The organism is Haemophilus parainfluenzae (assembly GCF_900450995.1).
Classification (GTDB): domain Bacteria; phylum Pseudomonadota; class Gammaproteobacteria; order Enterobacterales; family Pasteurellaceae; genus Haemophilus_D; species Haemophilus_D parainfluenzae_O.
Window position 1 is genome coordinate 911,389 of record NZ_UGHY01000002.1, and the last position, 12,336, is coordinate 923,724.

A 12,336-nucleotide genomic window follows, 5' to 3' on the forward strand; every position below is an offset into this window, starting at 1 on the left:
TATGGCATATAACTTAGATAAGAAACTCAAAGAGTTTGAGTTTGAACGTAAACAGGTATTACATCATCTAGCCTTACTTGATGCAAACATTGCCACATTAAAACGTGCTATTGAGCTTACTCAACAGGAAACTGATATAGCCCTTTATAATACGGACAACTTTGTGTACCGTTCCAAATATAAGCTCTTTAAAGGGAAAATTCGTAAATACATCGTACAAATGATGCGAGAAGCACCCAATAAAGCCTTTACAATAGCTGAACTCACGCAACGCATTTTTGATATTGAACTAAATCCTGACACGCCATCTGCAAAGCACCTTGATTCTGTTCGTAAACAACTGAATGAGTTTTATAAAAGAGAATGGATTAATAGGGTTCAAATCAGCCGAAATGAGGTTCACTGGCAATGGAAACAAAAATAGCGGTATTTCTACCGCTATTTACTATCCTTACTCAAGTGTTCTCAATCGCCAATGTTGTGAGTTATCTATTAAGCATTTTTCCACTAACGATTTATACTTTAAATAGTTTAATGTACAAGCAATCGTTTGTGATTGTTTATACGGTATGACTTCTTCAATCTCTTGCCCATCTAACTTCATCGCCTGATATGTAATCTCCTTCACACTTAACCATTTTGAAGGCTCTTGTTTTAGTACCTGAGCAATCAACTGTTGAGGTGAAGTTTGGAAACGAAGATTTCTAAATTTGGGGTTTGAAGGTAAAGGCGGTTCTTCCCGACCTTTTGCGTGATTTAATGCCACACGATAGTCTGAAATCTTCCGATCAAGATCTTTTAATTCTTTATGGAGTTGCTTGATTTGCGCTGCAATTTCTTCCTTTTCGGTTTCAATTTCTTCAATCGCTTCTTCAAGCGCATTTTCCAAAGTTGATTTTTGTTTTGTCATTGACTATTCTTACCTTTTGTAAATAAAAGATAAGAAAATGTAGCAGAAACAACAAATTAAATCTTTGTGCAACTGCTACATAATACCGTGAATTTTGACCGCTCTTTCTATTTGAATGAATTACATAATTGCGTTGTAGAATACTGCAGCTAACGCCGCACCGATAAACGGACCTACAACAGGAACCCAACTGTATCCCCAGTCTGCTTTGGCCTTTAATGTGCCACCAAGGAAAAGACCCAAGGTTAAACGTGGACCAAGATCTCGAGCTGGATTGATCGCATAACCGGTTGTTCCACCTAAGCTCAAACCAATTGCCCAAACTAAAATCGCTACTGGTAATGCCCCGATAGAGCCTAAACCAATTGGCGTGCTTTCTGCTGTACCAGGTAAAGTGATATTTGCCCCCGCAAGGTAGAAAATCACGAAAACAAGCACGAAGGTACCAATAATTTCGTTCACTAAGTTGATTGGATAGTTACGAATAGCAGGTTCGGTACAGAAACAAGCTCGTTTTAAACCCTCTTCTTCAGTCGCAGCAAAGTGATCTTTATACATAATGTAAACCAACAACGCACCTACCATGCCGCCCACCACTTGTGCCGCGATGTAGCCAGGTACCAATTCCCAAGCAAATGCACCTTTCATTGCCACACCAAGCGTTACCGCTGGATTTAAGTGCGCCCCACTGTAAGGGCCTGTCACAACGACGGCCACATACACCGCAAATGCCCACGCGGTAGTAATCACAATCCAACCAGAACTTTGCCCTTTCGTTTTATTTAAACATACGTTGGCCACCACACCGTTACCTAACAGGATTAAGAGTGCTGTGCCAAAAAATTCTGCAAAATAGGCATTCATAAGAGAATCTCCAAATAATGATTAACTTAATGATTTCATTGAAGAAATCTTGCTTTGCAATTCGTTTCGTTGTTTGATCAAATATTGAGATACTCAAAGTGAGTGGCTTCATTATCTAGTTTTAACCAATTAATTCAATAGATAAAACCGATCTATTTTCTAAAAATGAGAGAGCGATCACATTATTTTGTGCGTTAACGCAATCGTTTACATATTTTCGGGGCGAAATCTGTGATGCTAATCACAAAACCCAACATTGCTTGTTCCAATTAGATTCGAATTCAATTAAGTTAGGTTCGCAATTTGTTCGTTTAAGCTCAAAATTTCTTCATTCATTTAATGAGAGTGCCAAGCACTCTAAGGAATAGCACCATGACAGACAAAAAATACATCATCGCTTTGGACCAAGGTACCACAAGCTCTCGTGCAGTATTATTAGATCACAATGCGAATGTTGTCGAAATCGCCCAACGTGAATTTACACAAATTTATCCACGCGCAGGCTGGGTGGAACATAATCCAATGGAAATTTGGGCAACACAAAGTTCAACATTAAACGAAGTGGTTGCAAAAGCAGGCATTACCTCAGATGAAATTGCGGCAATTGGTATTACTAACCAACGTGAAACCACCATTGTGTGGGAAAAAGCCACTGGCACACCGGTTTATAACGCGATTGTGTGGCAATGCCGTCGTACCGCAGATATTACTGACAAACTTAAAGCGGATGGTCATGAAGAATATATCCGCAACACCACGGGTTTAGTGGTAGACCCCTATTTCTCGGGTACAAAAGTGAAATGGATTTTGGACAATGTAGAAGGCGCGCGCGAAAAAGCGGAACGTGGTGAGCTTCTATTTGGTACCGTAGATACCTGGCTTGTATGGAAATTAACCCAAGGCCGTGTTCACGTAACGGACTACACCAATGCATCCCGTACCATGTTATTTAATATCCATACGAAAAAATGGGATGACAAAATGTTGGAATTATTAAATATTCCACGCTCTATGCTGCCTGAAGTACGCAATTCTTCCGAAGTGTATGGCCAAACCAACATCGGGGGTAAAGGCGGTGTACGTATTCCAGTTGCAGGTATCGCGGGTGACCAACAAGCGGCACTTTACGGCCATCTTTGCACACGCGCAGGCCAAGCGAAAAATACCTATGGTACAGGCTGCTTTATGTTGCTTCACACCGGTGATAAAGCTATTACCTCTAAAAATGGCCTATTAACCACCATCGCATGTAACGCCAAAGGTGAACCTGAATACGCACTTGAAGGTTCTGTGTTTATCGCTGGCGCATCAATCCAATGGTTACGTGATGAACTCAAAATCGTACATGACAGCCATGACTCCGAATACTTCGCACAAAAAGTCCCAGATAGCAATGGCGTGTACGTTGTTCCGGCCTTCACTGGTTTAGGCGCACCTTATTGGGATCCGTATGCACGAGGTGCAATTTTCGGTCTTTCTCGTGGTTCTAACCGTAACCATATTGTACGCGCGACCCTTGAATCCATTGCTTACCAAACCCGTGATGTGTTAGAAGCAATGCAATCTGACTCAGGTCAACGCTTACAATATTTACGTGTCGATGGCGGCGCAACCAACAACAACTTCTTAATGCAATTCCAAGCAGATATTTTAGATGTGAATGTTGAACGTCCAGTGGTGAAAGAAGTGACTGCACTTGGTGCAGCTTACCTTGCTGGTCTTGCAGTTGGTTTCTGGAAAGATTTAGACGAACTTCATGACAAAGCGCGTGTAGAACGTACCTTCACTCCAGACAACGATGAAGAAAAACGTGAACGTCGTTATAAAGGCTGGAAAAAAGCGGTTAAACGCTCATTAGAATGGGCAAAAGAAGACGCGGAATAATCCTTTCTAGCCAATAATAAAGTGCGGTCAAAATTTCTCGTATTTTTGACCGCACTTTATATTTTGAGGAAATATATTACCGATAAATACTCGTACAATACGTCAGGGCTTGTCTTATGGCTTTTCCTAATTCTTCATCCGAAATACTCTTATCATATTTAAATTCTAATGCTGAATTGTCAGGAAGTGAAATCCCTGTACTTCCATCTAAAGAATCTTGATGAAGAGGCGAAATAGTTATATATAAATCATCCTGTTCTAAAGATAAAAAAGACATATCCTTATAGATAGATTTTTTATTTTTGTATCCATAGCGTTTTTTCATCTCTTCTTCGAGATTTTTTTGTAGCCCTTTCATTTTTTCAGAATTAAAGATAGCCTGAAACTCTTCGAACGAAATTTCTTTACTTTCATTAAGCTTTTCTTTAATTAACTTTCCTAGATCTAAATCAGAAATATCAACTTCATTAAAAATAAAATCTTGATCTGGATCTGTCATTCCAATCATCCCTCTAATAATAGAGGCAACCAATAAGAAATCTTTATTAATTCTAACAAAAGCTGCTTTAGGTTTGTTCATATCAATTTACCTTATTAATAATATTAGCTCCTTTCGATCTAGTATACATTAAACAATTACCTAATTTACCACTTTGGCCTGTTATGCTATCTATAGTGATATTTCTACAGAAAAGTGAATGTGAAATTATAAGGTTTACTTAGAATAATCATCTTTGGAAACAAAAGCGCGGTCAAAATTTCTTGTGTTTTTGACCGCACTTTTATTTTATCTATTAACTATACTGCTGCCGATACTTCTCTAAATTATCTTGAAAATGCTGAATGTAGTATTCGATATCTTTTTCTCGGTAGCCAAGAATTCGACCGATTTCACGTTCTACTTTTGGATCAAAACCATTCACAGTGCTTGCAGGAAGTAACACTTCCATTTGTTCAGCGAGTGCAAGAGATTGAGGTAAATAGACAATAAAATCAGTTAAGCAAACATCATTTACATGACGTTGCACTGTTTTTGAATGAAGCATTCCTAGCTCAAGATAAGGGAGAAAGGCGTCAGGAATACCGAGCTCCTGATTGAATAATGCCACTTGCTTTTCGCCCCTTAACATTAATTCCAGCTCCTTGCCTTCATGCGGCCCAAGAATACCTTTTTCCATAAGAATATTCCTTTCGTTGAAATAAAAAAGGGGATTGGATGATTGACCAGATCCCCTTCATTGTACGCCTATTTGGCCACAATGTTCATCTAAATGACGAAATTATTTTTTCAAATTCTTCAACGCATCGGCAAAGGCATTCTCCATTGCACTATTTCCTCTTGAATTACGATCTTGGCGAGGTGCATTACTTCTTGGTTTTGCACTTAAAGTGCGGTCAGATTTGCCGTCATTTTTGACCGCACTTTCATCTAATCGCATCGTTAACGCAATACGTTTACGCGGCACATCTACTTCTAATACTTTCACTTTTACGATATCGCCCGTTTTCACCACTTGATGTGGATCTTCTACGAATTTATCGCTTAGTGATGAAATATGTACTAAACCATCTTGGTGAACACCAATATCCACAAATGCGCCGAAGTTAGTCACATTGGTGACGGTACCTTCTAAAATCATACCTGGTTTTAAATCGGTGATTTCTTCCACGCCTTCTGCGAATACCGCAGTTTTAAACTCACCACGCGGATCGCGCCCTGGCTTTTCCAACTCTTTGAAAATATCTTGGACGGTCGGTAAACCAAATTGCTCATCAATAAATTGTTTTGCATCAAGCTGACGTACCACACCGGCATTACCCATTAAATCTTGAATAGATTGCGCAGTGGCTTGCAAGATTTTTTCCACCACAGGGTAAGCTTCTGGGTGAACACCTGAAGCATCAAGTGGATTTTTACCTTCTGCAATACGCATAAAGCCCGCACATTGCTCAAAGGCTTTTGGCCCTAAACGAGGCACTTTTTTCAATTCTGCACGGCTTTCAAAACGACCATTTTCATCACGATATTCCACAATATTTTGCGCCAAGGTTTTTGTCATACCAGCTACACGAGCAAGCAATGGCGCGGATGCTGTATTTAAATCCACACCTACTGCGTTTACACAGTCTTCCACCACCGCATCAAGTTTACGCGCAAGTTGGGTTTGGTTTACATCGTGCTGATATTGCCCTACACCAATGGCTTTCGGTTCGATTTTCACTAATTCTGCCAATGGATCTTGTAAACGACGCGCAATTGATACCGCACCACGTAAAGAGACATCTAAATTCGGGAATTCATTTGCGGCAAATTCAGAAGCGGAATAAACCGATGCGCCCGCTTCGCTCACCACAACGGTTTGAGGTTTATTTTCTTTAATTTCTTTAATCACTTCTTTCGCAAAACGCTCTGTTTCACGAGAAGCCGTACCGTTACCAATGGCAATTAACTCTACGTTATGTTTGCGGATCAAGCTGAAAATCGCCACTTGCGCTTCAGCTTCACGCCCCGTGTGTGGATAAATGGTGGTGGTATCTAATAATTTACCTGTGTTATCCACCACCGCAACTTTAACACCTGTACGTAAGCCCGGGTCCAAGCCCATGGTGCTTTTCGCGCCAGCGGGTGCCGCCATCAAAAGTGCGGTCAGATTTCGAGCGAAAACATCAATGGCTTCTTCTTCCGCTTTTTCACGTAAACTCGCCATTAATTCCGTTTCTAAATGCAACGAAACTTTGATTTTCCATGTCCACGCAATCACTTGTTCACGCCATTTATCCGCAGGCTGACCAGTAAAACGTACATCTAAATAATCACGAATAATCTCTTCACAATAGCTTTGGCGACTTCCCTCTTCCGCATCAGGGTCAGCATTTAAGCTTAATTGTAAAATACCCTCATTACGTCCACGGAACATGGCTAATGCACGGTGAGAAGGCACATTTTTCAATAATTCTTGGTGGTCGAAATAATCTTGGAATTTTGCGCCTTCCGTTTCGTTGCCTTCGATCACTTTGGATACGATAACGGCATTTTTCGCTAAATAATCACGGACTTTCGCTAATAAACCTGCATCTTCAGCAAAACGCTCTATTAAAATATAGCGTGCACCATCAAGGGCTACTTTGGTGTCTGTTACGCCTTTATCAGTATTCACAAATTCCGCTGCTGCCGTTTCAGGATCATTTTCCGGCTCGTTCCAAAGTAAATCAGCTAATGGCTCAAGACCCGCTTCAATCGCAATTTGCCCTTTCGTACGGCGTTTAGGTTTGTACGGCAAATACAAATCTTCTAATTCAGTTTTGCTTTGTGTCGCATGGATTTTGTCACGCAATTCATCGGTCAATTTTCCTTGCTCTTCAATAGATTTCAAAATGGTTTGACGACGATCTTCTAATTCACGTAAATAAATTAAACGGGTTTCAAAATGACGAAGTTGGGTGTCATCCAAGCCACCAGTGGCTTCTTTACGATAACGGGCAATAAATGGAATGGAGTTGCCATCATCTAATAATTGAATGGCGGCGAGGATTTGTTGGGGTTGAACGGTTAATTCTGCCGCAATAATTTGGCTAATTTGTTGATTTAACATTGTCATACTTCTTTGTTATGAAAGGATTCGATAAAAACGGGAATAGAATACTGGTTTTAGACAACAGGCTCAAATATAATTCAAAAAAATTTCTTTTATTTTTATTATGGCAAAATCCAATTACATTACCCGTCAAGGCTGGCTTGCGCTTGACCAAGAACTTAAATTTTTATGGAAAGAAGAACGCCCTAAAGTCACACAAGCCGTTTCAGATGCCGCCGCGCTTGGTGACCGCAGTGAAAACGCGGAATATATTTACGGCAAACGTCGCTTACGTGAAATTGATCGCCGTGTGCGTTTTCTTTCCAAACGCTTAGAAGTGCTACAAATCGTGGATTACCACCCGAAACAAGAAGGCAAAGTATTTTTCGGTGCATGGGTTGAGCTAGAATATGAAGAAGGTGAAGTGAAGCAATACCGACTTGTCGGCTGCGATGAATTCGATCCCGCTAAAAACTGGATCTCCATTGATTCTCCCGTCGCACGTGCTTTAATCGGGAAAGGCGTTGATGATGAAATCCATGTTGAGACCCCCTCTGGTAAAGTCGTGCTCTATGTGAACCGAATTTGGTATGAAAAATAGCAAGCATAAAAAACAAAAGAGCGGTCAAATTGATCTGCCCCCCAAAAGTTGGACAGGTTAGTTAACTTAAATATTGAGCTCGGTATTGCACTGGGCTCAATCCTTTGAAAGCAAGTTTAATGCGTTTTTGGTTGTAATACACTAAATATTCTTCAATTTCAGCCTGTAATTCAGTGATTGAATGATAAGTCCGAGAGTAAAAACACTCTGATTTTAATATTGCAAAAAAGCTTTCAATCACCGCATTATCATAGCAATTTCCTCGGCGACTCATACTTTGAACCGCTTTACCTTCCAACATTTTCACCCATTCCGCCGTGCCATACAATACACCTTGGTCACTATGAATAATCGGGCATTCTGTCGGTTTAAGCCGACTAAGCCCTTGTTCTAACATCTTTTTTACCAATGAAAACTTCGGGCGTGTCGCAAAGTTATAGGCAATAATTTCTCGGTTAGCCAAGTCCATCAACGGTGAAAAATAAAGCTTTTCTTGCCCAACATGAAACTCGGTAACATCCGTTACCCATTTTTGATTGAGTGCCGTTGCTGTAAAATCACGATTCAGCAAATTCGGGGCAATATGCGATGTTTTTCCTCGTTTTCCATGTCTTTTCTTGCGTAAAATGGAATGAATACCTAACTCGTTCATTAGCTTTAACACCGTTTTATGATTCAAATTAAAACCCATTTGGCGTAATTTAAACGTCATGGGGCGATAACCATCTCGTTTTCTGTTCTTTTTATACAGCGATAAGATAGCCTCTTTTACCTCGTGATAATTTCGCTTAGTCTCTTTATAGTAAAAGCTTGAGCGAGGCATTTTAGCCACATGAAGTAAATCATTTAACGCGTGGTCTGGCTTCAATCTTTCAATGATTTTTCTTTTTTCTGTCGTTGTTTTTGACGGTCGAGCTTCTCCAACTCCTTTAGGTAAGCAATCTCCGCACGAGCCAAGGCGAGCTCTCGTTGTAACTTTTTAAACGCTTTAGGTGAAAAGTCTGTGGTTTCTGGAATTTCAATGTCTTTCTTTTTCATCTTTGGCTTCGCTATTTTCGGTGTTTGAAGGTTTTTATAAGGCGATTTTACGCCATCAAGCCCTCTTTCCCGAAATGCTTTTAGCCAAAAATAACAATAGCATGGGAAATTTTATGAAGTTTAGCCATCTCACGGATACCATAATCCTGTTCGGTGACGAGTTTGATAATTTTCAAACGAAATTGATAAGGGTAGGACATAATCTGCACCTCAAATTAGGTGTCCAGGTTTTGGGGTGCAGATCAAAGTACGGTCAAGAAAAAGCAAGAAATTTACGACCTATCGAGGCACGATAGGGGTGATTGCACCGAATCATCTTGAGCGAGATTTTAGTGCAACGGCCCCGAAACAAAAATGGGTGACCGATATCACCGAGTTTAAGGCGAAAGATGGGAGTAAAGTCTATTTATCTCCAATTTTAGAGTTATTTAACAATGAGATAGTCTCCTATAATCTCAGCTATTCCCCAAACTGGGCGCAAGTAGAGGACATGTTAATGCAAGCCGTCAAAGGATTAAATAAAGCTTGTGGTGTCATTTTACATTCAGACCAAGGTTGGCAATATCAAATGGTAGCTTATCGTCGAATCTTGGCTGAACATGGCATCATTCAAAGTATGTCGAGAAAAGGGAATTGCTTAGATAACGCCGCAATGGAAAGTTTCTTTGGACGATTAAAAACAGAATGTTTTTATGGTCGGGAATTTAAAACAAAAGAAGAGATAGTTGATGCTGTCAGAGATTATTTGGATTACTATAATCATCGACGGATTCAACTAAAATTAAAAGGACTGAGTCCGATACAATATTGAAAACAATCCTTTAAATAACAGTCTAACTTTTTGGGGTCAGATCATTTTGACCGCACTTTTTTATTCCTTCACAAATTGTTTAATTTGATCTGAATTCAAATGACCTGGCTGTGCTTTGATAAGATTTAAATCCTTATCCAACAGCAAATTAAATGGATAGCCTAACACATTAGCACGTTTAATAATTTCCCCATTTTCATCCAATAATACCGTAATATTTTTGTAATCCAGACCTTTATACCAATTGATAAATTTGGGGCTATTTTGTTCGTTCTTTTGTCCAGGTGAGGCAATCGTAATCACATTAAAATCAAGATTTTTTTCTGCACTAAGATCGTCAATTTCCGCTAAACCCGCTAAGCAAATTGGACACCAAGATGCCCACATTTTGATATAAAACGGTTTGCCTTGGTATTGTGATAAGGTGACGGTTTGATTATCCAACGTCTTCAAGGAGATATCCGCCAAAGACACCTTCTCTTGTGCAAAACTCAATGGACTCAAAAACAATAAAAGTGCGGTCAATATTTTTCTCATTTTGCCCTCTTATTTCACAAAAGGAATCAAATCACCATAACCTTGTTTTTCCATTTCATCTAATGGAATAAACTTAATCGATGCACTATTGATGCAATAACGTAATCCACCTTTATCACGCGGACCATCGTCAAACACATGACCTAAATGGGCATGACCACTGCGACTTAACACCTCAATACGAGTCATATTAAAGCTATTGTCTCTTTGATACTCCGCCACTTCAGCGGCAATTGGTTTGGTAAAACTTGGCCAGCCACAACCAGATTCAAACTTATCTTTGGAAGAAAATAACGGTTCTCCCGTAGTGATATCCACATAAATACCAGGCGCGAAATTATCCCAATACTCGTTACTAAAAGAACGTTCAGTATGTTTGCCTTGCGTCACATCATATTGAAGTGCGGTCAATTTTTGCTTTAATTCTGCATCACTTGGTTTTAGGTATTTTTTATCATCAATTAATGGCTCATCGGCTTTTTTGATGTCGATATGACAATAGACATTCGGGTTTTTCTTGAGATAATCCTGATGATACTCTTCCGCCTCCACATAATTTTTCAGCGGTTCTACTTCAATTTGAATCGGTTCTTGATATTTACTTTGTAAGATTTTCAATGCTGCCTCAATAACCGCTTTATCTTGTTCATTTTGATAATAAATGCCGGTGCGATACTGTCTGCCACGATCATTACCTTGCTTATTGATACTGGTTGGATCGATAACACGAAAATAATATTGCAGCAATTTATCTAGCGAAATTTTATTTGGATCGTAAGTCACTTTCACGGTTTCAGCATGATCTGTCGCGTGCAATAATTGGTAGTTCGTGGTATCACCTTTTCCATTGGCATAACCAGAAACGGCATCAGTCACGCCTTGAATGCGTTCCATATAAGCTTCTAATCCCCAAAAGCAGCCACCAGCAAGATAAATAATTTGTTGTTCTTGTTTACTTTCCATTGTCATTTTTTGCTCCTTTGATGATTCTGTGTGATCAGCATACGTTAAACTACTTTGCAAACCGCTAAAAAGTGCGGTCAATATGAGAAATGTTTTTGTATATTTCATTTTCTTTCCTTATTGTAGAAAATATCTTAAGATTACATTTCATTAGACGAATACAAGCCCATTTTCTTACAAAATAAGGCAATTTTTACCGCACTTTGTGCAAGGAACCCTTATGCCAAACATACATCTCCGCAATAATTATCAAAAAGCTGTTGTTTGTATGGTATTAGCTTACATCAGCATTGCCTTAATGGGCGTCTTTGTAAAATACGCCTCTGATGAATTACCGTCCAGTGAAATTTTATTTTCCCGCTTCTTTATTGGTTTTGTGTTTCTCTTACCCTTTTTAATTAAAGATGGAGATTTCAAAGTCGATATGTCCCAATGGAAGTTTCTCGTTTTGCGTAACCTCGCCGGCATAGCCAGTATGTTATTAACCTTCTACGCTATTAAATATTTACCGATTTCCATTGCGGTTTTATTGATGAATACGTCCTCACTTTTTGTGCCTTTATTGCTGTTTTTCTTTAAAGTCAGAACACCATTAAAAGTATTAGCTTGCAGTTTTATGGGTTTTATTGGTGTATCCATCATTATGCTGACCAACGGCTCAATGAATATCAATCCTCTCCATGCAGGCTATGCTTTGGGTGCGGCAGTCTTAGCTGCGATGGCATTTATCAGCTTACAAGAGCTAAATAAACACAATTCACCTAAAAATATCGTGTTTTATTTCCACTTGCTAGGCTCTATTTTGTTGCCACTCTTTTTTATCGCACAATGGGAAATACCAACATTGCATGGATTTACTTTATTACTTTTGGTGGGCGGATTCGGTCTTATTTTCCAATTATTACTCACTCGCGCCTTTAAATACGCGCCTGCAAATGTCATCACGCCTTTTTCCTTTACCGGTGTCATTTTCTCCAGCATCTGTGACTGGCTCTTCTGGGATAACGTACCAAGCCTAAATTTCTGGATTGGTTCATTAGTCATTATTATTGCCGTCAGTTTGCTTGCTAGAATGCGGGCGAAATAGAGAAATCCGACCAATATATAAAGTATAATTATTTTCAATAACATCACTTTTAGGTATAATCAAACC

The 12,336-nt window shown here is 39.4% G+C and carries 13 protein-coding genes and 1 pseudogene; 5 read left to right on the forward strand and 9 right to left on the reverse strand.

Translation table 11 applies throughout. From position 1 onward, the window contains the following. Position 1 precedes the first annotated feature (1 nt). Positions 2 to 424 carry a hypothetical protein gene (locus DX522_RS04620; RefSeq protein WP_115179988.1) on the forward strand — a complete coding sequence of 141 codons (423 nt, stop codon included), beginning with the start codon at positions 2 to 4 and terminating at the stop codon, positions 422 to 424. A gap of 27 nt (positions 425 to 451) precedes the next feature. Here the strand turns inward: DX522_RS04620 and DX522_RS04625 are convergent, their stop codons facing one another. Together DX522_RS04625 and DX522_RS04630 are read right to left on the reverse strand one after the other, a co-directional pair. Continuing rightward, positions 452 to 910 (reverse strand): hypothetical protein, encoded by a 459-nt coding sequence (locus DX522_RS04625; RefSeq protein ID WP_115179872.1) that lies wholly within the window; start codon positions 908 to 910, stop codon positions 452 to 454. A gap of 120 nt (positions 911 to 1,030) precedes the next feature. Next, positions 1,031 to 1,774 carry an MIP/aquaporin family protein gene (locus tag DX522_RS04630; RefSeq protein WP_115179989.1) on the reverse strand — a complete coding sequence of 248 codons (744 nt, stop codon included), beginning with the start codon at positions 1,772 to 1,774 and terminating at the stop codon, positions 1,031 to 1,033. 372 nt (positions 1,775 to 2,146) lie between these two features. Here DX522_RS04630 and glpK point away from each other — a divergent pair, with 372 nt between their 5' ends. Further along, positions 2,147 to 3,658 (forward strand): glycerol kinase GlpK, encoded by a 1,512-nt coding sequence (gene glpK, locus DX522_RS04635; RefSeq protein ID WP_005694750.1) that lies wholly within the window; start codon positions 2,147 to 2,149, stop codon positions 3,656 to 3,658. 76 nt (positions 3,659 to 3,734) lie between these two features. On the opposite strand, the gene DX522_RS04640 is transcribed toward glpK, so the two are convergent. From DX522_RS04640 to DX522_RS04650, 3 genes are all read right to left on the reverse strand, one after another. Further along, positions 3,735 to 4,238: a contact-dependent growth inhibition system immunity protein gene (locus DX522_RS04640; protein WP_115179990.1), complete on the reverse strand. Its 504-nt coding sequence runs from the start codon at positions 4,236 to 4,238 to the stop codon at positions 3,735 to 3,737. A gap of 214 nt (positions 4,239 to 4,452) precedes the next feature. Further along, positions 4,453 to 4,836: a hypothetical protein gene (locus DX522_RS04645; RefSeq protein WP_005694761.1), complete on the reverse strand. Its 384-nt coding sequence runs from the start codon at positions 4,834 to 4,836 to the stop codon at positions 4,453 to 4,455. Positions 4,837 to 4,938: 102 nt separating this feature from the next. After that, positions 4,939 to 7,251, reverse strand: coding sequence for a Tex family protein (locus DX522_RS04650; protein ID WP_115179991.1), 2,313 nt, complete (start codon positions 7,249 to 7,251; stop codon positions 4,939 to 4,941). 106 nt (positions 7,252 to 7,357) lie between these two features. On the opposite strand from DX522_RS04650, the gene greB reads away from it, so the two are divergent. Next, positions 7,358 to 7,834 (forward strand): transcription elongation factor GreB, encoded by a 477-nt coding sequence (greB, locus tag DX522_RS04655; RefSeq protein WP_115179992.1) that lies wholly within the window; start codon positions 7,358 to 7,360, stop codon positions 7,832 to 7,834. A 61-nt stretch (positions 7,835 to 7,895) separates the two neighbouring features. Here the strand turns inward: greB and DX522_RS04660 are convergent, their stop codons facing one another. Together DX522_RS04660 and DX522_RS04665 are read right to left on the reverse strand one after the other, a co-directional pair. Next, entirely contained in the window at positions 7,896 to 8,702 is an 807-nt protein-coding gene (locus DX522_RS04660; RefSeq protein ID WP_262054162.1) for an IS3 family transposase, read from the reverse strand. Then, positions 8,699 to 9,072 (reverse strand): annotated as a pseudogene (locus DX522_RS04665) (transposase). Before DX522_RS04665 ends, DX522_RS04660 begins: the two are co-directional and overlap by 4 nt. A 14-nt stretch (positions 9,073 to 9,086) precedes the next feature. On the opposite strand from DX522_RS04665, the gene DX522_RS04670 reads away from it, so the two are divergent. Further along, complete coding sequence (locus DX522_RS04670) at positions 9,087 to 9,683, forward strand: IS3 family transposase (RefSeq protein WP_115179994.1); 597 nt, start codon at positions 9,087 to 9,089, stop codon at positions 9,681 to 9,683. Positions 9,684 to 9,743: 60 nt separating this feature from the next. Here the strand turns inward: DX522_RS04670 and DX522_RS04675 are convergent, their stop codons facing one another. Next, positions 9,744 to 10,220, reverse strand: coding sequence for a redoxin family protein (locus DX522_RS04675; protein ID WP_115179995.1), 477 nt, complete (start codon positions 10,218 to 10,220; stop codon positions 9,744 to 9,746). Positions 10,221 to 10,229: 9 nt separating this feature from the next. Continuing rightward, on the reverse strand, positions 10,230 to 11,291 hold the full coding sequence (gene msrAB, locus DX522_RS04680; RefSeq protein WP_115179996.1) for a bifunctional peptide-methionine (S)-S-oxide reductase MsrA/peptide-methionine (R)-S-oxide reductase MsrB: 1,062 nt from the start codon (positions 11,289 to 11,291) through the stop codon (positions 10,230 to 10,232). Between the two features lie 112 nt (positions 11,292 to 11,403). Between msrAB and DX522_RS04685 the strand changes: the two genes are divergently transcribed. Further along, positions 11,404 to 12,270, forward strand: a complete 867-nt coding sequence (locus DX522_RS04685; protein WP_115179997.1) for a DMT family transporter — start codon at positions 11,404 to 11,406, stop codon at positions 12,268 to 12,270. The last annotated feature ends 66 nt before the right edge of the window (positions 12,271 to 12,336 follow it).

Excerpts from the sequence above, each read along its gene's own strand:
- msrAB (WP_115179996.1), bottom strand. The coding sequence starts at position 11,291 with ATGAAATATACAAAAACATTTCTCATATTGACCGCACTTTTTAGCGGT.
- glpK (WP_005694750.1), top strand. The coding sequence starts at position 2,147 with ATGACAGACAAAAAATACATCATCGCTTTGGACCAAGGTACCACAAGC.
- DX522_RS04640 (WP_115179990.1), bottom strand. The coding sequence starts at position 4,238 with ATGAACAAACCTAAAGCAGCTTTTGTTAGAATTAATAAAGATTTCTTA.
- DX522_RS04675 (WP_115179995.1), bottom strand. The coding sequence starts at position 10,220 with ATGAGAAAAATATTGACCGCACTTTTATTGTTTTTGAGTCCATTGAGT.
- DX522_RS04685 (WP_115179997.1), top strand. The coding sequence starts at position 11,404 with ATGCCAAACATACATCTCCGCAATAATTATCAAAAAGCTGTTGTTTGT.
- greB (WP_115179992.1), top strand. The coding sequence starts at position 7,358 with ATGGCAAAATCCAATTACATTACCCGTCAAGGCTGGCTTGCGCTTGAC.
- DX522_RS04620 (WP_115179988.1), top strand. The coding sequence starts at position 2 with ATGGCATATAACTTAGATAAGAAACTCAAAGAGTTTGAGTTTGAACGT.
- DX522_RS04625 (WP_115179872.1), bottom strand. The coding sequence starts at position 910 with ATGACAAAACAAAAATCAACTTTGGAAAATGCGCTTGAAGAAGCGATT.
- DX522_RS04650 (WP_115179991.1), bottom strand. The coding sequence starts at position 7,251 with ATGTTAAATCAACAAATTAGCCAAATTATTGCGGCAGAATTAACCGTT.
- DX522_RS04630 (WP_115179989.1), bottom strand. The coding sequence starts at position 1,774 with ATGAATGCCTATTTTGCAGAATTTTTTGGCACAGCACTCTTAATCCTG.
- DX522_RS04645 (WP_005694761.1), bottom strand. The coding sequence starts at position 4,836 with ATGGAAAAAGGTATTCTTGGGCCGCATGAAGGCAAGGAGCTGGAATTA.